At 71.0% G+C, this 24,139-nt stretch carries 30 protein-coding genes and 1 tRNA gene; 9 read left to right on the top strand and 22 right to left on the bottom strand.

Features of this window, described 5'->3' with window-relative positions:
• Nucleotides 1-18: 18 nt before the first annotated feature.
• Complete coding sequence (locus ABFX51_RS35970; protein WP_346056444.1) at nucleotides 19-1,503, bottom strand: flavin-containing monooxygenase; 1,485 nt, start codon at nucleotides 1,501-1,503, stop codon at nucleotides 19-21.
• An 82-nt stretch (nucleotides 1,504-1,585) separates the two neighbouring features.
• Between ABFX51_RS35970 and ABFX51_RS35965 the strand changes: the two genes are divergently transcribed.
• Both ABFX51_RS35965 and ABFX51_RS35960 read left to right on the top strand, forming a co-directional pair.
• Entirely contained in the window at nucleotides 1,586-2,179 is a 594-nt protein-coding gene (locus ABFX51_RS35965; RefSeq protein WP_091504723.1) for a TetR/AcrR family transcriptional regulator, read from the top strand.
• 245 nt (nucleotides 2,180-2,424) lie between these two features.
• Nucleotides 2,425-2,895: a hypothetical protein gene (locus ABFX51_RS35960; protein ID WP_346056443.1), complete on the top strand. Its 471-nt coding sequence runs from the start codon at nucleotides 2,425-2,427 to the stop codon at nucleotides 2,893-2,895.
• Between the two features lie 312 nt (nucleotides 2,896-3,207).
• On the opposite strand, the gene ABFX51_RS35955 is transcribed toward ABFX51_RS35960, so the two are convergent.
• The gene (locus tag ABFX51_RS35955) at nucleotides 3,208-3,429 is read right to left on the bottom strand and encodes a DUF3618 domain-containing protein (protein ID WP_091504725.1); all 222 of its coding nucleotides are present in this window, start codon (nucleotides 3,427-3,429) and stop codon (nucleotides 3,208-3,210) included.
• Nucleotides 3,430-3,535: 106 nt separating this feature from the next.
• Between ABFX51_RS35955 and ABFX51_RS35950 the strand changes: the two genes are divergently transcribed.
• Nucleotides 3,536-3,609, top strand: a tRNA-Leu gene (locus tag ABFX51_RS35950).
• Between the two features lie 6 nt (nucleotides 3,610-3,615).
• On the opposite strand, the gene ABFX51_RS35945 is transcribed toward ABFX51_RS35950, so the two are convergent.
• Nucleotides 3,616-4,656 (bottom strand): aldo/keto reductase, encoded by a 1,041-nt coding sequence (locus ABFX51_RS35945; RefSeq protein ID WP_091504726.1) that lies wholly within the window; start codon nucleotides 4,654-4,656, stop codon nucleotides 3,616-3,618.
• 133 nt (nucleotides 4,657-4,789) lie between these two features.
• On the opposite strand from ABFX51_RS35945, the gene ABFX51_RS35940 reads away from it, so the two are divergent.
• Complete coding sequence (locus tag ABFX51_RS35940; protein ID WP_091504727.1) at nucleotides 4,790-5,695, top strand: AraC family transcriptional regulator; 906 nt, start codon at nucleotides 4,790-4,792, stop codon at nucleotides 5,693-5,695.
• Here the strand turns inward: ABFX51_RS35940 and ABFX51_RS35935 are convergent.
• Complete coding sequence (locus ABFX51_RS35935; RefSeq protein WP_346056450.1) at nucleotides 5,658-6,392, bottom strand: SDR family oxidoreductase; 735 nt, start codon at nucleotides 6,390-6,392, stop codon at nucleotides 5,658-5,660. The two genes, ABFX51_RS35940 and ABFX51_RS35935, sit on opposite strands and share 38 nt — an antisense overlap.
• A gap of 18 nt (nucleotides 6,393-6,410) precedes the next feature.
• The gene (locus ABFX51_RS35930) at nucleotides 6,411-7,403 is read right to left on the bottom strand and encodes an alpha/beta fold hydrolase (RefSeq protein ID WP_346056442.1); all 993 of its coding nucleotides are present in this window, start codon (nucleotides 7,401-7,403) and stop codon (nucleotides 6,411-6,413) included.
• Between the two features lie 74 nt (nucleotides 7,404-7,477).
• Here ABFX51_RS35930 and ABFX51_RS35925 point away from each other — a divergent pair, with 74 nt between their 5' ends.
• Entirely contained in the window at nucleotides 7,478-8,368 is an 891-nt protein-coding gene (locus ABFX51_RS35925; protein WP_346056441.1) for a LysR family transcriptional regulator, read from the top strand.
• A 31-nt stretch (nucleotides 8,369-8,399) separates the two neighbouring features.
• On the opposite strand, the gene ABFX51_RS35920 is transcribed toward ABFX51_RS35925, so the two are convergent.
• The 6 genes from ABFX51_RS35920 to ABFX51_RS35895 form a co-directional block, all read right to left on the bottom strand.
• Nucleotides 8,400-9,347, bottom strand: a complete 948-nt coding sequence (locus ABFX51_RS35920) for a catechol 2,3-dioxygenase (protein WP_346056440.1) — start codon at nucleotides 9,345-9,347, stop codon at nucleotides 8,400-8,402.
• A 14-nt stretch (nucleotides 9,348-9,361) separates the two neighbouring features.
• A complete protein-coding gene (locus ABFX51_RS35915) occupies nucleotides 9,362-10,396 on the bottom strand; it encodes a 4-oxalomesaconate tautomerase (protein WP_346056439.1) in 1,035 nt (344 codons plus the stop codon).
• Nucleotides 10,393-11,088 (bottom strand): 4-carboxy-4-hydroxy-2-oxoadipate aldolase/oxaloacetate decarboxylase, encoded by a 696-nt coding sequence (locus tag ABFX51_RS35910; RefSeq protein WP_091504731.1) that lies wholly within the window; start codon nucleotides 11,086-11,088, stop codon nucleotides 10,393-10,395. Before ABFX51_RS35910 ends, ABFX51_RS35915 begins: the two co-directional genes overlap by 4 nt.
• Before the next feature lie 73 nt (nucleotides 11,089-11,161).
• Nucleotides 11,162-11,854: a DUF4328 domain-containing protein gene (locus tag ABFX51_RS35905; protein ID WP_346056438.1), complete on the bottom strand. Its 693-nt coding sequence runs from the start codon at nucleotides 11,852-11,854 to the stop codon at nucleotides 11,162-11,164.
• A 33-nt stretch (nucleotides 11,855-11,887) separates the two neighbouring features.
• On the bottom strand, nucleotides 11,888-12,451 hold the full coding sequence (locus tag ABFX51_RS35900) for a TIGR03086 family metal-binding protein (RefSeq protein WP_346056437.1): 564 nt from the start codon (nucleotides 12,449-12,451) through the stop codon (nucleotides 11,888-11,890).
• A complete protein-coding gene (locus ABFX51_RS35895; protein ID WP_091504858.1) occupies nucleotides 12,448-13,431 on the bottom strand; it encodes a sigma-70 family RNA polymerase sigma factor in 984 nt (327 codons plus the stop codon). The genes ABFX51_RS35900 and ABFX51_RS35895 overlap by 4 nt, the downstream gene beginning before the upstream one ends.
• On the opposite strand from ABFX51_RS35895, the gene ABFX51_RS35890 reads away from it, so the two are divergent.
• A complete protein-coding gene (locus tag ABFX51_RS35890) occupies nucleotides 13,425-13,859 on the top strand; it encodes a DoxX family protein (protein ID WP_346056436.1) in 435 nt (144 codons plus the stop codon). The two genes, ABFX51_RS35895 and ABFX51_RS35890, sit on opposite strands and share 7 nt — an antisense overlap.
• A 2-nt stretch (nucleotides 13,860-13,861) precedes the next feature.
• Here the strand turns inward: ABFX51_RS35890 and ABFX51_RS35885 are convergent, their stop codons facing one another.
• From ABFX51_RS35885 to ABFX51_RS35870, 4 genes are read right to left on the bottom strand one after another with little or no spacing between them, the layout of a single operon-like run.
• Nucleotides 13,862-14,575, bottom strand: a complete 714-nt coding sequence (locus ABFX51_RS35885; RefSeq protein ID WP_091504735.1) for an anti-sigma factor — start codon at nucleotides 14,573-14,575, stop codon at nucleotides 13,862-13,864.
• Nucleotides 14,572-15,162 carry an ECF RNA polymerase sigma factor SigK gene (gene sigK / locus ABFX51_RS35880; protein ID WP_091504736.1) on the bottom strand — a complete coding sequence of 197 codons (591 nt, stop codon included), beginning with the start codon at nucleotides 15,160-15,162 and terminating at the stop codon, nucleotides 14,572-14,574. The genes ABFX51_RS35885 and sigK overlap by 4 nt, the downstream gene beginning before the upstream one ends.
• Before the next feature lie 59 nt (nucleotides 15,163-15,221).
• Nucleotides 15,222-16,166, bottom strand: a complete 945-nt coding sequence (locus ABFX51_RS35875) for a LysR family transcriptional regulator (RefSeq protein ID WP_091504737.1) — start codon at nucleotides 16,164-16,166, stop codon at nucleotides 15,222-15,224.
• Nucleotides 16,167-16,188: 22 nt separating this feature from the next.
• Complete coding sequence (locus ABFX51_RS35870) at nucleotides 16,189-16,860, bottom strand: AAA family ATPase (RefSeq protein WP_346056435.1); 672 nt, start codon at nucleotides 16,858-16,860, stop codon at nucleotides 16,189-16,191.
• A 42-nt stretch (nucleotides 16,861-16,902) separates the two neighbouring features.
• Between ABFX51_RS35870 and ABFX51_RS35865 the strand changes: the two genes are divergently transcribed.
• On the top strand, nucleotides 16,903-17,739 hold the full coding sequence (locus ABFX51_RS35865) for an alpha/beta fold hydrolase (RefSeq protein ID WP_428832529.1): 837 nt from the start codon (nucleotides 16,903-16,905) through the stop codon (nucleotides 17,737-17,739).
• On the opposite strand, the gene ABFX51_RS35860 is transcribed toward ABFX51_RS35865, so the two are convergent.
• Genes ABFX51_RS35860 through ABFX51_RS35840 form a run of 5 tightly spaced genes read right to left on the bottom strand, consistent with a single transcriptional unit; the run spans nucleotide 17,736 to nucleotide 21,363 of the window.
• Complete coding sequence (locus tag ABFX51_RS35860; RefSeq protein WP_346056433.1) at nucleotides 17,736-18,704, bottom strand: amidohydrolase family protein; 969 nt, start codon at nucleotides 18,702-18,704, stop codon at nucleotides 17,736-17,738. The two genes, ABFX51_RS35865 and ABFX51_RS35860, sit on opposite strands and share 4 nt — an antisense overlap.
• A 25-nt stretch (nucleotides 18,705-18,729) precedes the next feature.
• Entirely contained in the window at nucleotides 18,730-19,560 is an 831-nt protein-coding gene (locus ABFX51_RS35855; RefSeq protein WP_346056432.1) for an SDR family NAD(P)-dependent oxidoreductase, read from the bottom strand.
• The gene (locus tag ABFX51_RS35850) at nucleotides 19,557-19,787 is read right to left on the bottom strand and encodes an ADP-ribosylation factor GTPase-activating family protein (protein ID WP_346056431.1); all 231 of its coding nucleotides are present in this window, start codon (nucleotides 19,785-19,787) and stop codon (nucleotides 19,557-19,559) included. The genes ABFX51_RS35855 and ABFX51_RS35850 overlap by 4 nt, the downstream gene beginning before the upstream one ends.
• Nucleotides 19,784-20,827 carry a hypothetical protein gene (locus ABFX51_RS35845; protein ID WP_346056430.1) on the bottom strand — a complete coding sequence of 348 codons (1,044 nt, stop codon included), beginning with the start codon at nucleotides 20,825-20,827 and terminating at the stop codon, nucleotides 19,784-19,786. The genes ABFX51_RS35850 and ABFX51_RS35845 overlap by 4 nt, the downstream gene beginning before the upstream one ends.
• Nucleotides 20,824-21,363 carry a UGSC family (seleno)protein gene (locus ABFX51_RS35840; protein WP_091504743.1) on the bottom strand — a complete coding sequence of 180 codons (540 nt, stop codon included), beginning with the start codon at nucleotides 21,361-21,363 and terminating at the stop codon, nucleotides 20,824-20,826. Before ABFX51_RS35840 ends, ABFX51_RS35845 begins: the two co-directional genes overlap by 4 nt.
• 102 nt (nucleotides 21,364-21,465) lie before the next feature.
• Between ABFX51_RS35840 and ABFX51_RS35835 the strand changes: the two genes are divergently transcribed.
• Nucleotides 21,466-21,858: a DUF2237 family protein gene (locus ABFX51_RS35835; RefSeq protein ID WP_346056429.1), complete on the top strand. Its 393-nt coding sequence runs from the start codon at nucleotides 21,466-21,468 to the stop codon at nucleotides 21,856-21,858.
• On the opposite strand, the gene ABFX51_RS35830 is transcribed toward ABFX51_RS35835, so the two are convergent.
• The gene (locus ABFX51_RS35830) at nucleotides 21,842-22,444 is read right to left on the bottom strand and encodes a hypothetical protein (protein WP_091504745.1); all 603 of its coding nucleotides are present in this window, start codon (nucleotides 22,442-22,444) and stop codon (nucleotides 21,842-21,844) included. The two genes, ABFX51_RS35835 and ABFX51_RS35830, sit on opposite strands and share 17 nt — an antisense overlap.
• 43 nt (nucleotides 22,445-22,487) lie before the next feature.
• Here ABFX51_RS35830 and ABFX51_RS35825 point away from each other — a divergent pair, with 43 nt between their 5' ends.
• Nucleotides 22,488-23,531: a J domain-containing protein gene (locus tag ABFX51_RS35825; protein WP_091504746.1), complete on the top strand. Its 1,044-nt coding sequence runs from the start codon at nucleotides 22,488-22,490 to the stop codon at nucleotides 23,529-23,531.
• Here ABFX51_RS35825 and ABFX51_RS35820 read toward each other — a convergent pair.
• Nucleotides 23,528-24,136, bottom strand: coding sequence for a dihydrofolate reductase family protein (locus ABFX51_RS35820; protein ID WP_091504747.1), 609 nt, complete (start codon nucleotides 24,134-24,136; stop codon nucleotides 23,528-23,530). The two genes, ABFX51_RS35825 and ABFX51_RS35820, sit on opposite strands and share 4 nt — an antisense overlap.
• Nucleotides 24,137-24,139: the final 3 nt, after the last annotated feature.

Here is a 24,139-nt window from a genome sequence, read left to right as displayed (position 1 = left end):
GATGCGGACCGCCAGGTGCTACTTGCCACCTGCGGTGCCGATTAGTTCGAAGTCGGCGGGGCGGACCCGGCGGGTCGCGAGCCAGTACCGCCAGGTGAAGCCGGGCCACAGCGTCCGGTTGACCCCCTGGGCGTCGAGGTACCAGCTCTTGCACCCGCCCTGCGTCCAGACCCCCTTGGCCAGTTTGCGCTGCATCTGCGCGTTGAACCGGTCCTGCACCTCCGGCCGGGTCGCGAGCGCCTCCGCACGGCAACCCTCGACGAGGTCGATCGCCTCGGCGATGTAGTGGGCCTGGGACTCGACCATGAAGACCACCGAGTTGTGGCCCAGACCGGTGTTGGGGCCGAGCAGGAAGAACAGGTTCGGGAAGCCGGCCACGGTGATGCCCAGGTGCGTGCGCATGCCCTCGGCGGCCCACTCCTTGGCCAGGTTCCGGCCGCCCTCGCCGACGATCTCCAGGTTCTCGAACGCGTCGATCACGTGGAAGCCGGTGCCGAAGATGATGGCGTCGACCTCGTGCTCGCGGCCCGCGGCGTCCACGATGCTGTGCTCCCGCACCTCGGCCACCCCGTCGGTGACCACGTCGACGTTGTCCCGCGCCAGCGCCGGGTAGTAGTCGTTCGACATGAGCACGCGCTTGCAGCCCATGACGTAGTCCGGCGTCACGCGGCGGCGCAGCTCCGGGTCGGCGATGGACCGCGCGATGTGCCGCTTCGCCAGCTGCTGCGCGGCCTTCATCAGGGTGAGGCTGCCGTTGAAGCCCAGCACCCGCGCCTCCAGCGACCAGTACAGGGCGTCGCGGTAGAACGTCTGCAGCGCGGGCAGCTTGCGGAACGCCTTGCGCGCCCAGTCCGGCACGCTGTGGTCGGGCTTGGGCAGCACCCACGGCGGCGTGCGCTGGAAGACCGTCAGCTCCGCGACCTGCGGTGCGATCTGCGGGATGAACTGGATGGCGCTCGCCCCGGTGCCCACCACCGCGACGCGCTTGCCGCGCAGGTCGAAGTCGTGGTTCCACTCCGCGGAGTGGAAGCTCTCGCCGCGGAAGTTCGCCATGCCGGGCAGGTCCGGGATCTGCGGCAGGTGCAGGGCACCGACGCCGTTGACCAGGTAGCGCCCCACGAACTCGTCGCCGCCCCTCGTGGCGACGTGCCAGCGGTGCTCGCCGGCGTCCCAGCGCGCGCCGGTCATCTCCTGGCCGAAGCGGATGTAGGAGTACAGGTCGTACTTCTTGGCTATGCCGCGCAGGTAGTCCCAGATCTCCGGCTGCGGCGAGAACGTCCTCGTCCAGTCCGGGTTCTGCTCGAAGGAGTACGAGTACATGTGCGACTGCACGTCACACGCGCAACCCGGGTACGTGTTGTCGCGCCACGTGCCGCCGACCTCGGTCGCCTTCTCCAGGATCACGAAGTCCCGGCGGCCCTTCTTCAGCAGCTCGATGGCCATGCCGAGTCCGGAGAATCCCGTGCCGACGATGACCACGCCCGCCTCGGTGCGCTCGCCCATCCGTCCACCTCGCACTTCCCGTTTTACTGTTACCGCGAGTCCACCTTACTGGAAGTAGGTTACCTCCGGTAGAGTCAATTGCGTGACCACCCGCAAACGCATGCCCCGGGCCGAGCGCGAACGTCAGATGCTCGAGGTGGCCGAAGCGGTGTTCGCCGAGCGCGGGTACGCGGCGGCGTCGATGGACGAGATCGCCGAGCAGGTCGGCGTCTCGAAGCCGATGCTCTACGAGTACTTCCATTCGAAGGAAGGACTCCTTTTGGCCTGCATCGCCGCGTCCAGGGCGCAGCTGCGCACGGCCACCGAAGAGGCGGTCGCGGGAGCGACGTCAGCCGAGGACGCGCTGCGGCGGGGGCTGCACGCGTTCTTCGTCTACATCCGGGAGCACCAGCAGGCGTGGTCGCTCCTGCGGAACGAGATGGTGCTGATCGGCACGTCGGCGTCGGAGGAGATCGAAGCCACGCGGCGGCAGCAGACGGACCTGATCGCCAAGTTGATGGCGGGCCTGCTGGACGTGGGGTCCCCCCTGCGGGTGGAAGCGGCGGCGGAAATCGTGGTGGGGGCCTGCGAGCGTTTGGCTATCTGGTGTGAGCAGCACGACGAGGTGACACCTGAACGGGCTACTGAGTACGCCATGGCCGTCCTGTGGAGCGGCCTACGCGAGCGCGCTCAGTGAGCAGTTTTGACACGCCCGTGCATCTGCTCGTGCATTAGCTAACCCTATGGTCACGTAGAGCACATCTGAATCCCTTGCTTGTCACGCACAGTCGTGTTGAGGTACCGATAGAGGGTCAGCGAAAGTTCGGCGAACGGCGGCTTAAGTTACGCCCAATCGGGGTAACCCGGTTCGGCGTCATGACCCGGCGGTGCCTGGCTCCCATCCGGGACCACACACAGCCGGTGCAGGGGTGGGAGGACTTGATGGCGGAACCGATCACGGCGATCTACGTCCAGGAGGACGAGGACTGGAGCGTCACCGTCTCGGGGCACGGCAAGACGCTGACCGGGCACGCGCCGGGCATCATCGCGGCGCGGGACAACGTGGACCAGCTGGTCGAGTCACTGGGGCCGGACGCCAAGGGCGCCACGGTGGTGCACCTGCTGAACGGCAGCGCGCTGGAGTTCACGGCGGCGTACATGACCGCGCGGCTGGCTCGCCCGGAGGTGACTGCTTCGGAGCCGTCGGAGCCGGAGGCCTCGGATGCGGCTTCGTCGGAAGTGGCTTCGTCGGAGTCGTCGGTGGTGGCGGCGGACGTACCCGAGCAGCAGTCGGAGGAGCGTGCCGCGGCGAAGCCGCAGAACAAGGCTTCCCGGCGGCCGAAGGCCAAGCTGACCGCCGACATCGGTGACGCGCTGGAGAAGAAGGCCACGGTCCGCGCGGCCCACGGCTGAGCTTTCGCGTCGTCCGGGTCTGGGGCCGTCCGGGGTTCCGCGCCGTCCGGGGTTCCGGGCCGTCCGGCGTGCTTGAGCCGGGTTGATGGCCGCTCTGGGTGGTTCGGTTCGCGCCCCGCCGCCCGGCGAGCCGGGTTGGATGCCGCGCCCTCTGCCAGCCCGGCTGAGCCGGTTCACCGCTATGGGGGTCGGTTCGCGTCCCACGCCGTCCGCTGGCCTGCTGAGCCGGGTTCATGGCCGCCCTGGGCAGCCCAGTTCGCTTGCCGTGCCGTCCGGCGTCCCGGGCGAGCGGGTGCCCGCCCGGGCGCGGGATCAGCGGAAGAGCTTGCGCACCAGCAGCGCGGCGACGAGCACGCCGGCGCCGATGAGCGGGAACTTCACCTTCGGGTCCTCGAGCTTCGCGAGCACGCTCGTCTTGGCCGAGTCCGCCAGCCGCTTCGGGCTGGCCTTCTCGCCGAGCTGGTCCAGCGTCGTGGCCAGCGCGGCGCGGGCCTGCTCGATCTCACGCTCGATGGTGTCGGGATCGCGTGCCACCAGTCCTCCTCACCTTGGCAGGGCACCACGGTAGATCACGGCCCCGCCCCCACCGCACCGGCCACGCCGGAAGCCGCCGGCCACGGACGCTAGGCTGAGCGCGTCCGGGCCCGTAGCCCAATTGGCAGAGGCACACGGTTTAGGTCCGTGCCAGTGTGGGTTCGAGTCCCACCGGGCCCACACTTCTCAGCGGCGGCGGAGTGCCGCGTCCCGGAGCGCGGGCGGCTGCCAGGCCACGTCCTCGGGGTTGACGTCGACGCCAGGGGGCACGATCTCGTCGATCCGGTCGAGGACGGCCGGATCGAGCCGGATCTCCGGCGCCGCCAGCTGTGCTTCGAGCTGGTCCCTGGTGCGTGGCCCGACGATGGCGGCGCTCACCGCCGGGTGCTCGAGCACGAACGCCAGTGCCAGCTCCACCAGTGTCAGCCCGGCCTCGGCGGCCAGCGCGGCCAGTTGGGTGACGATCTCGAGTTTCCGCTGGTTCGCCGGGGTGGTGAGGTCGAACCGCCCGCCGGCACCCGGTCGCCGGGGCATGCGCTTGTCCCGCTCGCTGGTGTTCTCCTTGCCCACCCCGAACCGCCCGGACAGCCAGCCGCCCGCCAGCGGGCTCCACGTCACCACCCCCATCCCGTACTCCTGCGCGACCGGCAGCACATGGCCTTCGATCCCGCGCACCAGGATCGAGTACGGCGGCTGCTCGGTCTGGAACCGTTCCCGCCCGCGGCGCTGCGCCACCCACTGCGCGGCCACGAGCTGTTCGGCGGGGAAGGTCGAGCTGCCGAAGGCCCTGATCTTGCCCGCCCGCACCAGATCGGTCAGTGCGCCGAGCGTCTCGTCCACGTCGACCGTTTCGTCCGGACGATGGACCTGGTAGAGGTCGATGTGGTCGGTCTTCAGGCGGCGCAGGCTCTGCTCGCACGCGGCGGTGATCCAGCGTCGCGAGGCACCGCGGGCGTTCGGGTCCGCACCCATCGGCGAGCCCACCTTGGTGGCCAGCACGACGCGGGAACGGTCCACCGACGCGAGCGCTTTGCCCACGATCGTTTCCGACTCCCCCGCAGAATACACGTCCGCGGTGTCCACGAAGTTGATCCCCGCGTCGAGTGCGCGGTGGATGATCGCCGCCGCGTCGTCGTGATCCGGATTGCCCCAGGCGCCGAACATCATGGCGCCGAGGCACAGCGGGCTGACCTTGATCCCGGTTCTGCCCAGAGGACGATGTTCCATGCGACCACCGCACCACGCCCGGCGGCCGGGGCGTGAGACCGATACCGGCACCGGATTGCCTGATCCTGCCGAGTTCGAGCGGATCGGGCCACGCCGCGTTGCCCGGCGGAACCCGTGCTGCTTGACTCGCCGGGTGGACCCACTCGACGAGCTGCGCGCGCTGGTGCTGGGCGCGGTCGGCGTCGGCGGGGTGCGCAAGGTCCGGGTGCTCGACGACATCACGCTGACGACGGTCGACGAGCCGCTGCCGCCGCGGAGCGCGATGACGGGACCCTCGTTCGCGGTCGTCGCCCAGGGCGTCAAACGCACCACGCTCAACGGGATCCACCACGACTACCACGCGGGTCAGTACCTGGTCGTGCCGCTCGACCTGCCGGTCACCGGGCAGGCGCTGGTGGCCAGTCCGGACGCGCCGCTGGTCGTCCTCAGCATGACGCTGAACACCCACGCCATCGCGCCGCTGCTGCTGGAAACCGGCGTTCCCGCGAAGACGTCCACCCCGACCGGCCTGGCCACGAGCGACGCGTCCCCCGAGCTGCTCGATCCCGTCGTCCGCCTCCTGCGCGTGCTCGACCGTCCGGACGACCTCCGAGTGCTCGCCCCCGGCTACCGGCGCGAGATCCTGTGGCGCCTGCTCACCGGCGAGCAAGGGCCGCTCGTGCGTCAGATCGGTACCACCGACGGGCACCTCGGCCACATCGCCAGGGCCATCCGGTGGCTCCGCGAGAACTACGCCGCGCCCGTTTCCGTCGCAGAGCTCGCGAAAGTCGCCGGCATGAGCGAGTCGACCTTCCACCGCCATTTCCGCTCGGCGACCTCGATGACGCCGATCGAGTACCGGCAGCAGATCCGGCTCCAGCGAGCGCGTGTCCTGCTCGCGGCCGGCACGACGAGCGTCGCCGAAGCCGGTTACCTGGTCGGCTATGAAAGCGCTTCCCAGTTCAACCGCGAGTACCGCCGCGCCTTCGGCGTCTCGCCCGGTGCACACCGAAGTGCGGTGCCTACAGCATCGAGCGGGTCAGGCCACCGTCCACGGTGACCGTCGTGCCCGTGACGTAGGAAGCCAGCGGTGAAGCCAGGAAGCACGCCACAGCCGAGAACTCCTCCGTGGTGCCGAAACGCCCCATCGGTATGTCGCCGGTGGCGTCCGCCGGAACGCCGTCCGGGTAGAGGTCGTGCACCCGCGACGTGAGAATCCGGTCCGGTGCAACACAATTCACCGTGATGCCCTCCGGCGCCAACTCCCCCGCGAGCGTCTTCAGGTACGCCGTCACCCCCGGCCGCACCAGGTTGGACAACGCGACCAAGGACGTCGGCTCCTTCACGGTGGACGTCGTGACGGCCACGATCCGGCCGGATTCGCTGCGGCGGAGGTGCGGAACGACGGCGCCGACCATGCGGACGAGGGGGAGCACCAGTGCGTCGAACGCGGCCCGCGCGGCGTGGTCGTCGATCCGCAACGCGGGGCCGGGGCGGGGTCCTCCCGTGTTCCACACCAGGATGTCGACCCCGCCGAAGCGGTCGACGGTGTGTTCGACGACCATTGCGGCGGAGTCTTCCTCGGCGAGATCAGCGACAACGGGGTAGGCATCGATACGCTTCGCCTCCGCGTCCAGCGTGTGACGTCGCCGGGCGACGGCCACCACGTTCGCCCCCTCACCGGCCAGTCGCTCGGCTACGGCCAGCCCCAGACCGGAAGACGCGCCACAGACGATCGCGGTGCGGCCCTCGAGCATCAGATCCACGGTTTCCTCCTAGCGGGCCAGTACTTCGCGCAGCAGCGCAGTAGTCTCTTGTGGACATTCTACCGGCCAGAAGTGGCCACCGGGCAGGTAGCGAACGTCCACTTCGGACACACCCGGGAGGTACTTCCCGGCATCGGTGAAGAACTCGCGCGGCTGCGTGTGGGAATCCCAGCCCTGGACCAGGGTCATCGGGGCGCGCCACCGCGGGATCAAGTCCCGGCGTCGTGCGAGCCACTCCTTCCGGAACGTGGAGGCCATGTGGTAGCGCGGAACAGCGCGTGCGATGCCCGGGTAGGAAAACTCCTGGATGATGCGGCGCATGTCCTCGTCGGCCACCGGCAGCTGCGCGAGCGTGGTGTGGGCCCAGACGGCGAACCGTTTCGCGTCGTCCAGGAGCCCGGTCCACGGGGCCTCGGCGATGAGGTCGTCGTGCGGTGCGAGTTCGGGGTTGAAGTGGTGGAGGTGCTGTTCGCCCCGCACGTAGTGCCGCACGCGCTCGGGGTGGGCGGCGGCGACGTGGTCACCCTGCACGGTGCCGCGGTCGTGGGTCACCAGCGTGAACCGGTCCAGGCCGAGGGTGTCGAGCAGCGCGACGAGCTGCTCGGCCGCGCCTGCCTGCCGGTAGTCGCCGCGGCCCTTCTCCGACTGGCCGTAGCCCTTGAGATCGACGGCGATGCAGCGGTACGAGTCCGACAACGCGGCCATCTGGTGGTGCCAGAGGAACCACGAGTCGGGCATCCCGTGCAGAAACACGACGGGTGCCCCGCTGCCGGTCTCGACGTAGTGCCACCGGACGGTTTCCTGATCGCCGGGGACGTCCGCGAAGTGGTGGGTGAACACGACGCCGTCGAGTTCCCCGGTGTCACCGTCGTGGTCCTCAGGGCGTGGCCGGACGTCGGCGTAGCGCTGGAGACGCTCGGCGAGGAGGTCCTCGCGGAGCACGAAGTTCGCGAGGGCCTGGCGCGCGCGCACGGGTAGCTCGGTGTATTCGAAATCGCTCACGTTGCCACTGTGTGCGCGGGGACGCCATCACGTCCAACGATGTTTCCTGCTGCCTCCCAGCACGATCAGTGATAATGAGAGCTGTGGAACTGCGCCACCTCGAATACTTCCTCGCGGTCGCCGACACCGGCGGCTTCACCCAGGCCGCGAAGGCGTTGCACGTCGTCCAGTCAGGGGTGTCGGCGACGATCAAGGCGCTGGAACGGGAACTCGGGGCGGAGTTGTTCACCCGCACCCCGCAGGAGGTCACGCTGACGGCGGCGGGGCGCACGTTCCTGCCGCGGGCACGGGAAACCCTGGACTCCGCGCGCGCCGCGAAGGATGCCGTGCACGGGATGCGGGGCGCGGTGCAGGGCACGGTGACGGTCGGCACGCTCACGTCGATCGACCTCGTCGACCTGCCGGAACTCCTCGCCGCGCTGCGGGCGCGGCACCCGGGCGTGACGGTCCGGCTCCGGGCGGCGATGGCCGGGTCCGCCGGGTTGGCACAGCACCTCCGCGAAGGCCGGCTCGACGTCGCGTTCCTGGCGTTGCCACCGGCGGACCTGGACACCCGGGTGCTGGCGTCCGCGCCGCTGGCCCTGTACGTGCCCGGCTCGCACCCACTCGCCCGGACCGGGCGCGCGACGCTGGCGCAGCTGGCGGAGTTCCCGTTCGTCGACACGCCGCCGGGCTTCGCGAACCGGACGATCGTGGACCAGGCGTTCGCCGCGGCCGGCGTGACGCGCGAGGTGACGGTCGAGATCGCGAACGTCGCCACGGCGGCGCGGTTCATCCAGGCGGGGCTGGGAATCGGCTTCCTGGGGCACTCCCTGGTGCCGGAACACAGCGGGCTCGCGACGGTGGAGGTCACGGACGCGGACCTGCGCTGGGAACTGTCCGTCGCGACGGCCTCCACACGCCGCCCGAGCGCGGCGACGCGGGCGTTCCTGGACCTGCTCGCGGAGCGGCATCCGTCGCCTTGAGTTCAGCCGGGCAGCCTCACCCCGCCAGCGCTTACTCCACCGGCGGGGTGCCGTGCGTGTGGAAGGACTCGATCGTCTTCAGGCCCCACGCCTGGCCCTTCGCGCGCTCGGCCTGCGTCCACGTGATCGTCTTCCAGTCTGGCGCCAGGATGAGGCGTGCGACCGGGTTGCACAGCTCGATGCGGTTGCCGCCGGGCTCGTAGACGTACAGGAAGAACGTCTGCTGGATCGCGTGCTTGTGCGGGCCCGTCTCGATGAAGACGTCGTTCTCCAGGAAGATGTCGGCCGCGCGCAGGATGTCCTCACGCGTGTCCGTCGCGAAAGCGATGTGGTGCAGCCTCCCGTTGCTGCCCGTCCAGTCCTCTGTGTACACCAGGTCGTAGGACTTGTTCCCGAAGTGCAGCCACTGCGCGGCGATCTTCCCCGTGTCCAGCCGGATCTGCTCCGTCGCCTCGCCGCCGAGCAGGTCACGCACGAAGTCGCCGTTCGGTTCGACCTGTGCGGCCAGGAAGTTCACGTGGTCGAGCCGTCGCACGGAGACACCGCGGCCCGGGTACGCCTGCGCCTGGTTCTTCAGCGCCGGCCGCAGCTCCTCCGGCGGCTGGTACCACTCGCTTTCCCAGTACAGCTCGAATTCGTGCCCGTCCGGGTCCGTCGCGAGGTACGTCGGCCCGATACCCGCGTCGCCGTCGATCCAGCCGATGCCGCGGCCCGCGGCGTCCAGCGCCTTCACCCGCCGGTCGAGCGCCTCCTGGCTCGACGCACGCAACGCGGTGCGCCGGATGCCGGACGTCGAATGCGCCGTCAGCTTCAGGCTGTGGTGCTCGTAGTCGTCCCAGGTGCGCAGGTACACCGAGTCGCCGTCACGGCCGTTTTCGGTCAGCCCCATGATCTCCGTGAAGAACCACAGGCTCTTCTCCGGCTCGGGGGTGAGCAGCTCGACGTGGCCGACGTGAGCGATGTCGTGCGACGGTGCCATCGACAATCTCCTAGCTAGCGCGGGAAAACGGTGCCCTCGAACAGCTTTCGTGCGGTGCGCACCACGCCGGAGCGGCGCACGTGCACGCCGTCCAGTTCGACCTCCACCTCCAGGTGGCCGGTCGGGTGCTCGATGTCCAGCCGGTTGCCGGTGACGTGCGCCAGGTCGTGCCCGACCGCGCCCTCCATCAGCACGGCCGTCCCCACGGTCACCGCGCCCAGCACCCCGATCGACGTGTGCAGCTTCAGCGGGATGAACGTGCGCGTGCAGATGGTGCCGCCGTCACGCGGCGCCGCCACCAGCGTCGTCTTGGGCACCGACGCCTCGCTGACGTCCCCGAGCCCCATGAGTTTCCCGGCCTGCAGGCGGAGGGACTGGATCCGGTCGCGGAGACCGGCGAGTTCCTCGACGCTTTCGTAGCCGGTGATACCGAAATCCTTGGCGTACGCGACAACGACGGGCATCCCGTTGTCGATGCACGTGACCTCGATGCCGTCGATCTCGTCGCGCACGTTCCCCGTCGGCAGCAGGCTGCCGGTCGCCGAGCCCTCGGTGTCGGTGAAGTCCAGCGTGATCGCCGCGGCGGTACCGGGAACGCCCGAAATCGCGGTGTCCCCGTCGTAGCGCGGCACGCCGCCCGGCGTCGGGAACGTCGCCACCGCAACGGAATCCGAGTTGACCATGTGGATGCGCACGGACGTCATCTCGGCGCCGGGCCGCACGAGTCCGCGCTCGACCGCGAACGGGCCCACGCCGGCGAGGAGGTTGCCGCAGTTCTGCCGGTCGGAAACCGTGGCCTCCTCGACGCCCAGTTGCAGGAACAGGTAGTCCACATCGGACTTCCCGTCCCACGACGGGGAGATCACCGCGACCTTGCTCGTCAACGGGTGCGCGCCGCCGATACCGTCGATCTGGCGCGGGTCAGGACTGCCCATGATGCGCAGCAGGAGGTCGTCACGCTCGGCCGGATCGGACGGGAGGTCGTCGGCGAGGAAGTACGCGCCCTTGGAGGTGCCGCCACGCATCAGCAGGCACGGCACCCCGTTCACAGCCCGTACTCCTCTGCGGTCACGTACTGGACGCCGAGTTCCGCGAGCTTCGCGCGCAGGCCGTAGCGGTCGAGGCCGAGTTCGCCGTCGCGGAACGCCGCGCGGGTCTTCTCCTCCTTCTCCACGCGCGCCTGCGACGCCTCCACCGCGCGGTCGACGTCCTGCCGCGGCACGACCACGACACCGTCGTCGTCGGCGAGGATCGCGTCACCCGGTTTGACGAGCTGGCCGCCGATGGTGATCGGGACGTTCACGGCGCCCGCGGTCGCCTTGACGGTGCCCTGCGCGCTCACCGCGCGGGACCAGACGGGGAAGCCCATCTCGTGCAGTTCGGCGACGTCGCGGACGCCGGCCTCGGTGACCAGGCCGCGCACCCCGCGCACCTGGAGCGCCGTGGCGAACAGCTCACCGAACATGCCGTCCGTGCTGGGCGAGGTGGTGGTCACGACGAGCACGTCACCGGGACGGCACTGCTCGACCGCCGCGTGGATCATGAGGTTGTCGCCCGGCCAGGACAGGACGGTCACGGCGGTGCCGCCGATGCGGGAGCCGAGGTGCACCGGACGCAGCTGCGGACCGAGGAAGCCGGTGCGGCCCAGGGCTTCGTGCACCGTGGCGACCCCGTACTCGGCGAGCTTGTCGACCTTTTCGATCTCCGCGCGCGGCACGTCGGTGACGATGACGTTCCTCATGCCAGGACATCTCCCTACTTCCGGCTGCTCACCCGACAGTAGGAGCCTGCGACCTAGATTGTCAACAATTTTGCTAACAAGCGGAGGCTGCCTTCTGCCACGCGGTGATGCGGGCGATCACCAGCAGGAACAACCCGCCCGACACCACCCGGATGCCGAAAGCCACGGTGTCGGTGAGGGAGGCCGTGAACAGGTCGTGGGCATCGGCGGGCCGGAGGAACCCGACGGTGGCCCAGAGGTCGACGAGCGCGGACAGCAGGTAGAGCGACCACCAGGCCGTGACCAGTCCGCTTCCCCGCACCCGGGCCAGGTTCAGCGTCTCCGGGGAGCCGGGCCTGCTCGTCTTCCAGACGTCGGAGACGATCGTGTGCGGGTACCAGAAGTTGACGACCGGGCAGATCCAGCCGCCGATCACCCAGCCGCGGCCCAGCCGGTGCTGGGCGAGCGACCGCGACTCGGCGTTGCGGCGGGCCCGCCACAGCCACCCGGCCACGGCGGCCCCGGCGCACGCCAGGACCGCGAACGAGACCCAGCGGAGCGTCCTGTTGAGCGAGTCGGCGGCCACCACGTCGGCGAGCGGGGCGGAACCGTCGAGGTAGCCGGTGACCACGTGGTACGCGTGCCAGTGCGTCCACGTCACCGCACCCCTCGCCACCGCCGCCAGTACGACCGCGACCGCGGCGGCGGCACCGAGCGCGGTCAACGGCCGCACGGGTTCGGACTCGGACGGGGAGGATGCGGCGAAGGGCGCCAGGGCATCGGTCACGGGAGGACAGTCGTGATCACGCGCCCCGGCGTTTCACCCCCTCCGCCCCGTGAAGGCCAGCAGCCGTTCGCTGGCTCCGCCCGCCACCCCCAGGGGCGGGCCGAACCGGCCGGGGCGGTCCGCCGGGGTGAGCAGGAGCGGCGCCAGGTCGAGCAGCTCCTCCGCCAGGGGCTCCGGCAGCGGACGCCGCGCCCCGCACGCCTGCGCCACGTCCCACCCGTGCACCGCGATCTCGAACGCGCCGGCGCTGGTGAGGAGCTCCGACGTCAGGACCGCCGCCCCGACGCCGACCGTTCCCGGCGCTTCCGCCGCCGTCCACGCGGCGAGCAGACCGGTGGCGTGACCACGCACCGTCGTGACCGGATCGCCCGCCGCCTCGGGCACGGTGAGCGGGACGTGCCCGAGGTCGGCGGCTTCCCGCAGCGCAAGCAGCGAATCGTCGAGGTGTGCGAGGAGGTCCCCCAGCGTCCAGTCCGCACAGGGGGTCGGGCGCGACAGCGGACCGGGCGGGACGAGGGCCAGACTGCCGAGCGCGTAACCGATCGCGCGTTCGAGCAGCCCGAGCCCACCGAGCAGCGCCGCGCCCCCGTCCGTCATGCCGGCAGGACCTCCGGCAGCCCGAACTTCGCGAACAGGCCGGTGTCGAAGAAGCAGGTCACGTGCCGGACGCCGGACTTCGACAGCGTCAGCACGGGCATGTTGAACGGCCGGTACACGTCGCCGTCCCGGACGTACAGGCCGAACCCCGGCTGGCCGTTCGACCGGATCGGCAGCAGCCGCATGTCGCCGGGGCCCTTCGCGGGGCACTTGAGGTCGATGAGCTTCGCGATGTTCTCCGGGCCCTGGTACCAGCCGACGAACGGCGGCATCTCCCAGATCGCGTCCTTCGTGAACAGCTCGACCATCGCCGAGATGTCCTTGCGCTCGAACACGTCCACGAACCGCTCCAGCAGCTCGCGCTGCTCCGCGTCACCCGGCGCGACGACGTCGTCCTCCCGCGGCGTCACCTCGTCGAGCTGGGCGCGGGCGCGCTGCAGGATGCTGTTGACCGCGGTGGTCGTGGTGTCGAGGACCTTCGCCACCTCGGCGGCGCGCCACTGCAGGACGTCCCGCAGGATCAGCACCGCGCGCTGCCGCGGCGGCAGGTGCTGGAGCGCGGCCATCAGCGCCAGCCGGATGCTCTCGCGGGAGGTCACGATCGCGGCGGGGTCGGCCTGGTCGGCGCCGACCATGGCGTCCGGCACGGGTTCGAGCCACGGCACCTCGTCCTGGGCGACCAGCTCGTCACCCCCGTCCAGGCCGGGCCCGCCGAGCCCGGTCGGCAACGGGCGCTTGTCCCGGCTCTCCAGCGCGGTCAGGCACACGCGCGTCGCGATGCGGTAGAGCCACGTGCGCAGCGAGGAACGCCCTTCGAACCGGTCGTAGGACTTCCACGCGCGCAGGTAGGTCTCCTGCACCAGGTCCTCCGCGTCGTGCACGGAACCGAGCATGCGGTAACAGTGCGCGAGCAGCTCGCGTCTGAACGGATCGGCCTGACGCAGGAAATCCTCGTCGGCCCGTCTTTCGGTCAGTGTCATGGTCACCAGCATCGCCTCCTGTCGCGTCACCTGTACAGACCCGGCAAAGTTCGCGAACTCATCGCTGCGGTGGCGATGACTTTCCGTGGTCGCTCCGGACGCGCCTCGGCGCCTTCCTGGGGCCGAAGCTGCTCGGCGAACGGTTCGCCGTGCAGATCTTCGACGAGATCGGCGCCGGGCAGTGGTTCCGCTACCTGGTCGGCGTGCTGGAGCTCGCCGGCGCGATCGGGCTGGTGGTCCCGGCGCTGACCGGGCTCGCCGCACTCGGCCTGTCGGCCCTGCTCGTCGGCGCCACCTGCACGCAGCTCTTCGTGCTCGGCGAACCCCTGTACGCGCTCACCCCGGCGGCGCTGGCGATCGTCGCGGGAGTGCTCGCGTACGCGCGCCGGGAGAGCACGAAGAGCCTCCTCGCGCGGCTGAGGCGATGACGTCAGACCGCGAACCGCGCCACCGGGCTCGTCGTGGGTTGCGGCGAGCCCCCGGCCGGTTCGACCGTCATCGCGATCTGCTGGACGCCCCGCAGCCCGGCGAACGCGAGCGCCGAGGTACCGCGCGGCCCCAGGACACCCAGCGACTTCGCGGTGCCGCCGACGATCGCCCACGCCTGGTACGTCGTGTTCGCCGGCTGGTCCGGCATCCCGGACAGCACCAGCAGACCGCGGTCGAGCCGCTGCGAAAGCAGCACGCTGCCGCCTTCGGTCGAAACGGCCCGCAGATCCGGCGCGGACAACAGCTGCGTCACGGCGTTCTGCTGGGCCAGCTGACCGCGGGCCGCGGTGAGCTGGCCCTGCGTCCGCACCACGACCACGCCGAGCGCGACCGCCACGACGACGGCGACCGCGGCCGCCACCGAAACCAGCCGCAGCGCCAGTCCCCTCGCCCCCCGCGCCGGTTCCGTGCGTTCGGTGCCGGGGGGTTCCTGGCGCACGCCGGCGATCCTGGTCAGCACCTCGGCCTTCAGCCGTGGCGGTGGCGCCTCGCTGACGGCGAGCGCCAGCCTGGCGCCGGTGGCCCGCAGTTCGGCGACCTCCCGCGCGCACTCGGGGCACTGCGCGAGGTGGCGTTCGAACTGCCGCCGCTCGAACTCGTCGAGCGCGTCGATCGCGTAGGCACCGGTCAGCAGGTGCGCGTCCGGCGTCGTCATCGGGTCACCCCCAGGCAGTCCCGCAGGCGGATCAGCCCGTCCCGCAACCGTGTCTTGATCGTCCCGAGTGGACTGTCGAGCAGCTCCGCGACCTCCGGGTACGTCTTCCCGCCGTAGTAGGCGAGCAGCACGGACTCGCGCTGCAGCTCGGTCAGCGAGCCGAGGCAGCGGCGCACCTGCTCGCGTTCGAGCCGGGCCGTCACCGCCTCGGCGACCTCGTCGAACTCGCGGCCGGGGGCGACGGCGCTCGCCTTCTGCTCGCGGTCGGCACGGGCCTGCGCCGACCGCACCCGGTCGACGGCGCGGCGGTGGGCCAGCGTCAGCGCCCAGTTCACCGCGCCGCCCTTGGCCGGGTCGTAGCGCGGCGCGGTGCGCCACAGCTCGACCAGCACCTCCTGCGCGACCTCCTCGGACTGCGCGACGTCACGGACGACCCGGCGCACGATGCCGTACACGGGTCCCGCGACGACCTCGTAGAGCCGCTCGAACGCGGCCTCGCTGCCCCTGGCGACCTGCGTGAGCAGCTCCTCCGGGGTCGGCCCCTGCTCGCCCGGCCGCGTCGGGAACGCCCGCACCGACTCGTCCATGCACCCATCCTTCCCTGGCTCGGCACAGTTCGTTCGGTACCGGGCGCGGGGCGGATTGGTCAGTTCAGGAACTTCGCGGCGTCTGTCAGCAGCCCGCGCAACCAGACGTGCCCGGGGTCGTCCTCGAAGTTCTCGTGCCACCACAGTTTCTCGACGATGGGCTGCGGATCCCCGGGGCACGGCAGCACCCGCAGGCCCAGCGTGCCCGCGACCTGACGGGCGAGCCGTTCCTGCAACAGCGCGACGCGATCGGTCCCGGCGACGAGGTGCGGCACGGCCTGGTAGCTCTCGACGCGCACGACGACGCGCGGCTGGATGCCGAAGGCCGCGAGCTGCTGCGAGAGGGGCGCGGCGGGCGGGTAGCCCTGGTTGGGGTGGTACGGCGCCACCCACGACAGCCGCGAGAGGTCGTCCAGTGTCGGCTCGTCGGTGGTCAGCAGGGCGTTCCCCTCGGCGACCACGCACACCCAGCGGTCGCGGAACAGCTCCGCCGAGCGCAGCCCCGGAAGCCGGAACCGGCCGACGGGCGGGGCGATCATGCCGTCCATGAGGCGGATGTTCTCCTCGACGTCGGCCGCCATCGCCTCGCGGACCAGCCGCAGGTGCAACCGGACGCGCGGCGCCCGCTCGTCGAGCAACCGCGCGAGGTGCTCGCCGAGCACGGCGATCGTGTAGTCCGCGACGAGGAGGGTGAACTCGCGGCGGGACGTGGCGGGTTCGAAGCTCTCCCCCGCGGCGAAGAGCCGTTCGGCGGCGGCGCACACGACCTCGACCTGCTCGGCGAGCTGCGTGGCCAGCGGGGACAGCACGTAACCGCCCTTGCCGCGTACGAGCAGCTCGTCCCCGAAGTGCCGCCGGAGCCGGGACAACGCGGCGCTCGCGGCGGGCTGCGTGACGCCCACCCGTTCGGCGGCACGCGTGACGTTCCGCTCCCGGATCAGCTCGCGCAGGATGACGAGCAGGTTGAGGTCCAGGTTCGCCAGGTGCGCGACGGCTCGTTTCATGACGATCTGGACTTTACGCAGCTCACTCGTCCGCGAGAAGGTGCCGCAGGTAGCGCTCCGGCGCGGCGAGGAAGTCGCGCGTCAACCGCACCGGCAACGCCTGCTCGTAGGGGACGGGCACGATCTCGCCCGTCTCGGCGATCTCGTAGATCGTGGCGCCGGGCAGCGCGAGCAGCACCGGGGAGTGGGTGGCCACGACGATCTGGCTGCCCTGTTCCGCGAGTTCGGCGAGACGGGCCAAGACGGCCAGGCACCCGCGCACGGAAAGCGCGGCCTCCGGCTCGTCGAGGATGTACAGGCCGCGCGGCCCGAACCGGTGCGTCACGAGGTCCAGGAAGGATTCCCCGTGTGAGCGCTCGTGCGGGGACACGCCGCCGTAGGCCGGGAGGAGCGGCGGTCCCGGCTCGCGATCCAGGCGCTCGATCTCCGACGCGACGTTGTAGTAGGACTCGGCGCGGAGGAAGAAACCCGTGCGCGGCTTGGCCACACCCCAGGTCAGGATCAGCTGGTCGCCGAGGGAGGACTCGGTGGCGCGCGTGGCGAACCGGAAGTGCTGGCTGCCACCCTCCGGGTTGAAGCCCGCGGCGACCGCGAGCGCCTCGATCAGCGTCGACTTCCCGGTACCGTTCTCGCCGACCAGGAACGTCACCCCCGGATCGAGCCGCAGGCCGCCCGAGCGGTCCAGGTGTTTCACCGCGGGCAGGACTGCCGCCACAGCCGTGGCAGGATGTCCGTTGTGTCCCCGACTTTCGTGTTCGTCCACGGCTCCAACGGCAACTCCCTCGGCTGGGCCCCGCTCCAGCGCGAACTGGCACTGCGCGGGCACCGCTCGCTCGCCGTCGACCTGCCGGGGCACGGGTTCGGCACCACGTTCCCCCGCGCGTACCAGGCGCCGCAGGACCAGGCCGAGCTGAGCAAGACACCCTCCCGGCTGGCCGGCATCACGTCGGAGGACAACATCGCCCACGTCGTCGACACCCTGCGCCGGGTGCGCGAACACGGGCCCGCGATCCTCGTCGGGCACAGCCGGGGCGGCTTCACGGTCACCGGCGTCGGCAACGCGGCACCGGACCTGGTCGACCGCCTCGTCTACATCTCCGCGTGGTGCTGCGTCGACGCGACGCCCGCCGAGTACATGACCGGCCCCGAGTACGCGACCAGCGCCCTGCACGAAACCGCGGGCGTGCTCGCGGCCGACCCGGCGGAACTGGGCGCGCTGCGGATGAACTGGCGCACCGCCGACCCGGAACTGCTGACAGCGCTGAAGAACGCCGTGCTCGCCGACGGCACCGAAGACGAGTTCCTGGCGTACCTCAACACGCTGGAGCCCGACGAGATCCTCGACAGCAGCCACAGCCAGGCGCGCGCCGAGACGTGGGGCGCCATCCCCCGCACCTACGTCCGGCTCGCCCAGGACAGGTCGATCCCGTTGGCACTGCAGGACCGCTTCATCCGCGAGGCCGACGCGCTCACCCCCGCGAACCCCTTCACCGTGGAAACACTGGAAAGCAGCCACGCGGGCTTCCTCGTGCGCCCCGGCGAGGCGGCGGAGCTGCTCGCCGGAATGGTCTAGGCCAACCGGAGCAGTGCTTCCGCGTTGCCGTGCGCGATCCGCCTCCGGTCGGGCGCGGAGAGGGGCAGCGATTCGAGGAACTGCCGCGCCTGCGTCATCGGCTGGTACGGGTGGTCCGCGGAGAACATGATCCGCTCGACACCGACCTGGGTCAGCAGGTTGGTGAAGTTGGGCTCGTAGTTGAAGCCGCTGAACGTGTAGTGCACGTTCTCCCGCAGGTACGCCCCGACCGGGCGGGCCAGCCCCGTGGGCGGCGAGATCTCGTGGCTGCCGAACACCTCCTCCAGCCTCGGCAGCATGAACGACAGCCCCTCGCCCATGTGCCCGATCACCACCTGCAGCCGCGGGTACCGGTCGAACACGCCGCCCAGCACCATGCGCAGCACGTGGGTGGCGGTCTCGATGTGCCAGCCCCAGCCCGCCGCGGCGAGCGCGAAGGACACCCGTTCCGAGAAGTTCCCCGTGTAGCTCGCTTCGACGACCGGTCCGGGCGGCGGTGTCGGGTGCAGGTAGACCGGCACGCCCAGTTCCTCGGCCTTTCCCAGCACGGGCGCGAAGAACTCGTCGTCCAGGTACCGGCCGCGGATGTGCCCGTTGACGACCGCGCCGACGAAACCGTGCGTCTCGACCATTCGGGACAGTTCGTCCGCCGCGGCCGCCGGATCCGCCATCGGGAGCGCGGCGAAACCGGCGAACCGGTCCGGGTGGCGGTGCACCGCTTCCGCGAGTTCGTCGTTCGTCGTGCGGGCCCAGTACCGCGCGTCGTCCGCGTCGAGTTGTTCCGTGCCGGGCGCGGTCAGGGACAGGACCTGGACGTCTATCCCGGCCTCGTCCATCTCCGCGAGCCTCAGCTCGTCCAGGTCGCACAACCGGTTGAGGAAATCCCCTTGCCCGACGACGCGCCTGGCCGGCCCTTCGGCGAAGGCACGGGTGGCGAAGTGTTCCTCCAGCGTGATCGTCCGCATGCCCCCATTGTGCTCCCGAAAACGATCACGGGCGCTTCAGCGGGAACGGCGTCAGCCCACCTCCGTCGAGCACGAGCGTTTGCGCCGTGACATAACCGGCGTCTTCGGACGCCAGGTACCGCACCGCGGCCGCGACGTCCTCCGGCTGCCCCACGCGACCGACCGGGATCGCCCGGCCCCGCTGCGCCAGCACCTCCTGGTCGTCCAGGGCGGGATCGGGGTTGAGCACCGCGCGGCTCGTGCCCACCAGTCCCGGGCAGATCGCGTTCACCGTGACGCCCCACGGCGCCACGTCCATCGCCAGCGCCCGCGTCAGCCCGATCACCCCGGCCTTCGACGCCGAGTAGGCGGTGGAGGCCGGCGCGGCGGACAAGCCCGCCATCGACGCGATGTTGACGATCCGGCCCCACCGCTGCGCCCGCATCACGGGCACGGCGAACCGCGACATGAGGAACGTGCCACGCAGGTTCACGCGGATGACCTGGTCGAACACGTCCAGCGGGACCTCTTCGACGTCCTGCCGGTCCGGCCCCTGCGGGGCCGCGGCGTTGTTGACCAGCACGTCGAGCCGCCCGTGCCGCTCGACGACCTCGCCGATCATGCGGCGCGCGTCGTCCTCGTCGCCGATGTCGCCGGTCACCGCCGACGCTGTCCCGCCCTCTGCGGTGATCTCCGCGACGAGCGACTCGATGGTCCAGTCGTCGTGGCGGCCCAGGCGTTCCTGCCGCAGGTTCGGGACGCCGCCGGGCACGCGGTCGGACACCACGACGGCGGTCTTCTCCGCCGCCAGCGCCCGCGCGATCGCCTGCCCCATGCCGTCGCGTTTGCCGCAGCCGGTGACGAGTGCGACCTTCATCCGGCGTCGCCCGGGTACGTCAGGTCGATGGCCTGCTCGGGCACGCCGAGCGATTTGTGCAGGATGCCGCGCAGGACCGGTTCCGGCGCGAGGCAGTCCGCGCAGGCGTCCGGATCGGCGACGGAGATCCGCACGTCCACCCGCCCGCCGCGTTCGGCGACGTCGAGCGCGTACCCGTCGGCGGCGAGCGTGTCCCGCATCGCCTTGAGCCCGTTCTGGTCGATCATGCCTTTCCTCCCACCGGAACCGCTTTCCCGCGCCAGGCCCCGAAGACCCGCACGACCATCGACATCGCCGCGTTGCGTGCTCCGGCCACCACGACCGGCAGCTGGTCCGGGCTCGACATGAACCGCTCGAACTCCTCGTCGGTGCCGTCGTCCTCGGCCGCGTGACGCACCCAGTTGTCCGTCAGCCCGTTCTTGCCCACGCGCCGCAGGTCGCCGCGCCTGCGGCCGACGTGCTCGACGAGCCACGCCTTGACGTCCGCCTTGCTCATCCCGTCCTTGGCGAACATCTGCGCGTGCTCGGGGCTGAGCACCAGCCCGCACGGTGCCTCGCGGAAGATCACCGCACCCGTGCGCGCCATGGTGTCGGCGATGTCCGCCAGCACCTGCTCCGGGTCCTGCGTGTGCCGGTTGTCGACGTACTCACACGTCCGGAGCAACGTCGCCGACACGGCGCTGACGTCCTCGCCGAGCCCGCACTCCACCGAAAGCGGTTCCCACGGGCTTTCCTCCTCGTTCTCGGCGAGGCAGATCGACCACCGGCCGGGCAGGCCCTGCGTCGCCTGCTCAAGCACGTGCGGCCGGACGCCGAAGGCGTTGCGCACGATGAGCCCGATCGCCCTCGCCACTGTCGCGTTAGGACGGAAGCCGGGGCCGAACACCCCGCCGGTGCTGTTGAAACCCAGCCGCTGCCGCACGGGACCGTTGACGACGATCAGCGGCGCCGGACCGCTCGTGCTCTGCCAGCCGCCGCCCGCCGCGGCCCGGTCGGCCATGACCGCCTCGAACGCGGCGAGCACGACCGGGAAGTACTCGGGCTTGCAGCCGGCCATCGCGGCGTTGATCGCGGCCAGTTCCACCGTGCAGTCGCGGCCCAGCTGGGCGAGGCTGCCGAGGACCTCGTCCGGCGCGCGGTCGGTCTGCGCGAGGAACTTGTCGACAAGTGGCTGCGAGGCGGGGACCAGCGGCAGCCCGTCGCTCCAGTCCTGGTCGTAGCAGTACTCGATGGCGGCCTGCGCGACGTCGGGATCGGGCGCCGTCATGACGCTTCCGTCAGGATCGCCACGATCTCCGGCAGCACCTCTTCGGCGCGTTTGCGCACTTCGTCCGGGTTCAGCACCGCGACCGGGTGCGCGGTCTTCGCGTAGTGGTAGCCCTTGGCGCCCCGCAGGTCCGCCATCGCATCGGCGGTGACGACGAACGCGTCGCTGCAGATGACCGCCGCCGGGATGCCACGGCGTTCGAGCGCGACGCCGTCCGCCACGGCCGAAGCGCTGCACGACCCGCAGTCGCCGACGCCCGTGATCACGGCGTCACAGGTCTCGGCGAGTTCCGACAGCTGTTCCTCGGGCAGCGGCAGGGCGAACGCGGTCTTGACGCTCGGCCGCACGGCCTCGACGCCGTACCGCTCCTGCAGGAGCTTCCCCAGCTCGTCGAGGAACAGCGCCGCGTTCTGCTTGGTGTTGGACAGCAGCCCGACCGTCGCCCCGGCCAGCCGCGCGCGCCGGGGTGTCAGCACGGCCGCGCCCTCCGACACGGCGCGGCGCCCGCCGGTCGGATCCAGGATCGTGTTGGCCATGCCTGGAATCGTCGGCCGCCCGCGCGGGGGAACCAAGAGCGTTTTCGCCTGGCGCAAGCACTGTTACCAGCGCGGCCGCCGGGATCCTGGGAAACTGGGTGCATGGCGAATGATCGCAACGTGCTCGGCGGGGAACTGGAGCCGTGTGGCAGCGACCCCGTCACCGGGTTCTACCGCGAGGGCTGCTGCACCACCGGCCCCGACGATCTCGGCAACCACACCGTGTGCGCGGTCGTCACCAAGGAGTTCCTCGAGTACTCGCTGAAGGTCGGCAACGACCTGCTGACCCCGCGCCCGGAGTACGACTTCCCCGGGCTGCAGGCCGGGGACCGCTGGTGCATCGTCGCGGCGCGCTGGCAGGAGGCCTACGAGGCGGGCGTCGCCCCGCCGGTCGTGCTCGCCTCGACCCACGAGCGGGCGCTGGAGGTCGTGGACCTGGACGCGTTGCGGGAGCACGCGGCGGACGTGCCCGCGGACCCTAGCTCGCTGCTCTGACGCGTGAGCGGGTGAACCGCACGGTGGCGGTCACCAGCGCGACGGCACCGAGGATCGCGACCAGCTCGAAGTACAGGTTGTGCCTGCTCGCGAAGTCGGGTTCGAGGAGGCCGCCGGGATCGTCGAGCACGGCGACCCGCGCGCCCTCCTCCTGGCGGTCCGTGGAGTCGGTGCGGAGGGTGAACGTGCCGCCGCTGGGGCAGTTCAGGGTGTGCACGAAGCCGTAGTGGCGGTAGCGGGAGCTGGTGTCGACCTCCTCGCGGTGCACCACGTCGCACGTCTCCGCCGTGCCGAACACGTGGAGCGCGAGACCCCGGCCACCGACGGTGAGCGCCGCGAACAGCAGGGCGCCGGACAGCAGCGCGGCGATCAGCGCCCACCACGGACCGCCCGCGTACCGCACCATGCCGAGCCCGAACGCCGCCACCCCGGCGATGCCGAGGACCAGTGCGGCGAGGCTGCTGTGCGGCGGCAGCACGAACACCAGCGCGGCCACGACGACCGCCACCAGCCCGGCCGGGGCCACCACGCGCCCGGTCCGGATCCCGAGTCTTCGAGCCAGTTCACCCGCTGGAGTGCCTGCCATCGCGTAACTCTAGCTACCGGATCCGCCCTTGTATTGTGACCGCGTGCACGAAGCCGGCTACTACGAGCTGCTCGGGGTGGACAGGTCCGCCTCCGTGGCCGAGATCAAGTCGGCGTACCGCGCGAAGGCCCGCGCCAGCCACCCCGACGCGGGCGGTTCGCCCGCGGAGTTCCACCGGCTCCGGCAGGCCTACGAGACCCTGAGCGACCCGCGTCGCCGGGCGGACTACGACCGGGGGCTGGCACCCGCGCCGGTGCGGGTCCGGCGGCGGCCACGCGACTTCGGCGAGGACCCGTCGTTCGTCGCGACGATCCCCCCGCTCGACCCGGAGTCGCTGCCGTGGTGGCACCGGGGCGGCGAGTGCGCGTCGCCCGCGACCCCCGAGCGTCCCGGCCACGCCCCCGCCGCGATCCTGCTCGGCTGGCTGTTGCTGGTGGTGCTGCCCCTGCTGGCGGGCCCGTTGCTGCTGACGATCTGGCTCCTGCTGGCGACGGCGGTGGCGATCTGGCTCGTGCGGCGGCACCTGCTGCTCCGGCAGGCACGCGAGCGCTTCGCGAGCGAGTTCGGCCGGACGGTGGTGTTCGGCAGGCCCGGTGCCGACGCCGACCAGTGGGGTGAGCGGCTGACGGCGGAACTGCTGGAGCGCTACCTGACCCGGCTGCCGTCCGTGCGGATCTTCCACGGGCTGGCGTGGCCGGGTTCGGTGTTCGCCGACGTCGACCACGCCGTGCTGGCCGGGCGGCGGCTGGTGCTGATCGAGTCGAAGACGTGGCTGCCGGGGCACTACGCGGCCGACGAGGACGGCACCCTCTGGCGCGACGACCGCCTCTTCCGCGGCGGCGCGACGCGGCTGCCGGCGGCGATCGAGGCGTACCGGGAGCTGTTGCCGGGCGTGGAGATCCGCGGCGCGCTGGTCGTGTACCCCAGCCGTGCCGGCGAGATCACCACGGAAGAGGACTTCGAGGTGCCGGCCCCGCCGATGACGCCCGAGCAGTTCGTCGAGGAGATCGGCGGCTGGCTGGCCGCCCAACCGTCCACTGTGGACGTGGAGGTGCTGCGGACCGTGCGGCGCCAGGTGGTGGGTTAGCCGACGGTGCCGTACTCCGGCTCACCGGCCGTCTCGTACGCCAGGTGCAGCACCCCGTTGGGGTAGCTGACGGATTCGACCAGCCGCAGCGCGGTGGGCGGGACCCCCTCGCCGAACACCTTCTTGCCGGTGCCGAGCACGATCGGGTCCACCCACAGGTCCAGCCGGTCGACGAGGCCGAAGCGCAGCAGCGACTGCACGAGGTTGAGGCTGCCGATGACGTGCACCTCCTCGTACCGGTCCTTCAGCGCGGCCACGCTCTCCTCGAGGGGCTGACCGAGGACGGTCGAGCCCTGCCAGGACAGGGGCTCGGTGAGCGTGCGGGTCGCCACGTACTTGGGAACATCGTTGAGTACCGCGGTGAAGGGCATCTCCTCGGGCGCGTTGGGCCAGAAGGCGGCGAACACGTCGTAGGTCCGGCGGCCGAGCAGCAGGGCATCCATCGACTGGGCTCCCTCGAGCATGACCTTGCTCGCCTCGAGGTCGAGGAACGGCGCGTGCCACCCGCCGTAGCGGAAGCCGCCGTCGGTGTCCTCGTCGGGCTGTCCCCCCGACTGCGCCACGCCGTCCAGGGTCATGAACTCGGCCACGATCAGCTTGCCCACGGT

It is taken from the genome of Amycolatopsis dongchuanensis (assembly GCF_039542405.1).
In the GTDB taxonomy this organism is placed as follows: Bacteria; Actinomycetota; Actinomycetes; order Mycobacteriales; family Pseudonocardiaceae; genus Amycolatopsis_E; species Amycolatopsis_E sacchari.
This window is presented reverse-complemented; position numbering and strand designations above follow the sequence as displayed.

Excerpts from the sequence above, each read along its gene's own strand:
- ABFX51_RS35970 (WP_346056444.1), bottom strand. The coding sequence starts at position 1,503 with ATGGGCGAGCGCACCGAGGCGGGCGTGGTCATCGTCGGCACGGGATTC.
- ABFX51_RS35960 (WP_346056443.1), top strand. The coding sequence starts at position 2,425 with ATGGCGGAACCGATCACGGCGATCTACGTCCAGGAGGACGAGGACTGG.
- ABFX51_RS35945 (WP_091504726.1), bottom strand. The coding sequence starts at position 4,656 with ATGGAACATCGTCCTCTGGGCAGAACCGGGATCAAGGTCAGCCCGCTG.
- ABFX51_RS35935 (WP_346056450.1), bottom strand. The coding sequence starts at position 6,392 with ATGCTCGAGGGCCGCACCGCGATCGTCTGTGGCGCGTCTTCCGGTCTG.
- ABFX51_RS35925 (WP_346056441.1), top strand. The coding sequence starts at position 7,478 with ATGAGAGCTGTGGAACTGCGCCACCTCGAATACTTCCTCGCGGTCGCC.
- ABFX51_RS35920 (WP_346056440.1), bottom strand. The coding sequence starts at position 9,347 with ATGGCACCGTCGCACGACATCGCTCACGTCGGCCACGTCGAGCTGCTC.
- ABFX51_RS35910 (WP_091504731.1), bottom strand. The coding sequence starts at position 11,088 with ATGAGGAACGTCATCGTCACCGACGTGCCGCGCGCGGAGATCGAAAAG.
- ABFX51_RS35900 (WP_346056437.1), bottom strand. The coding sequence starts at position 12,451 with ATGACGGACGGGGGCGCGGCGCTGCTCGGTGGGCTCGGGCTGCTCGAA.
- ABFX51_RS35895 (WP_091504858.1), bottom strand. The coding sequence starts at position 13,431 with ATGACACTGACCGAAAGACGGGCCGACGAGGATTTCCTGCGTCAGGCC.
- ABFX51_RS35885 (WP_091504735.1), bottom strand. The coding sequence starts at position 14,575 with ATGACGACGCCGGACGCGCACCTGCTGACCGGTGCCTACGCGATCGAC.
- sigK (WP_091504736.1), bottom strand. The coding sequence starts at position 15,162 with ATGGACGAGTCGGTGCGGGCGTTCCCGACGCGGCCGGGCGAGCAGGGG.
- ABFX51_RS35875 (WP_091504737.1), bottom strand. The coding sequence starts at position 16,166 with ATGAAACGAGCCGTCGCGCACCTGGCGAACCTGGACCTCAACCTGCTC.
- ABFX51_RS35860 (WP_346056433.1), bottom strand. The coding sequence starts at position 18,704 with ATGCGGACGATCACGCTGGAGGAACACTTCGCCACCCGTGCCTTCGCC.
- ABFX51_RS35855 (WP_346056432.1), bottom strand. The coding sequence starts at position 19,560 with ATGAAGGTCGCACTCGTCACCGGCTGCGGCAAACGCGACGGCATGGGG.
- ABFX51_RS35850 (WP_346056431.1), bottom strand. The coding sequence starts at position 19,787 with ATGATCGACCAGAACGGGCTCAAGGCGATGCGGGACACGCTCGCCGCC.
- ABFX51_RS35845 (WP_346056430.1), bottom strand. The coding sequence starts at position 20,827 with ATGACGGCGCCCGATCCCGACGTCGCGCAGGCCGCCATCGAGTACTGC.
- ABFX51_RS35840 (WP_091504743.1), bottom strand. The coding sequence starts at position 21,363 with ATGGCCAACACGATCCTGGATCCGACCGGCGGGCGCCGCGCCGTGTCG.
- ABFX51_RS35835 (WP_346056429.1), top strand. The coding sequence starts at position 21,466 with ATGGCGAATGATCGCAACGTGCTCGGCGGGGAACTGGAGCCGTGTGGC.
- ABFX51_RS35830 (WP_091504745.1), bottom strand. The coding sequence starts at position 22,444 with ATGGCAGGCACTCCAGCGGGTGAACTGGCTCGAAGACTCGGGATCCGG.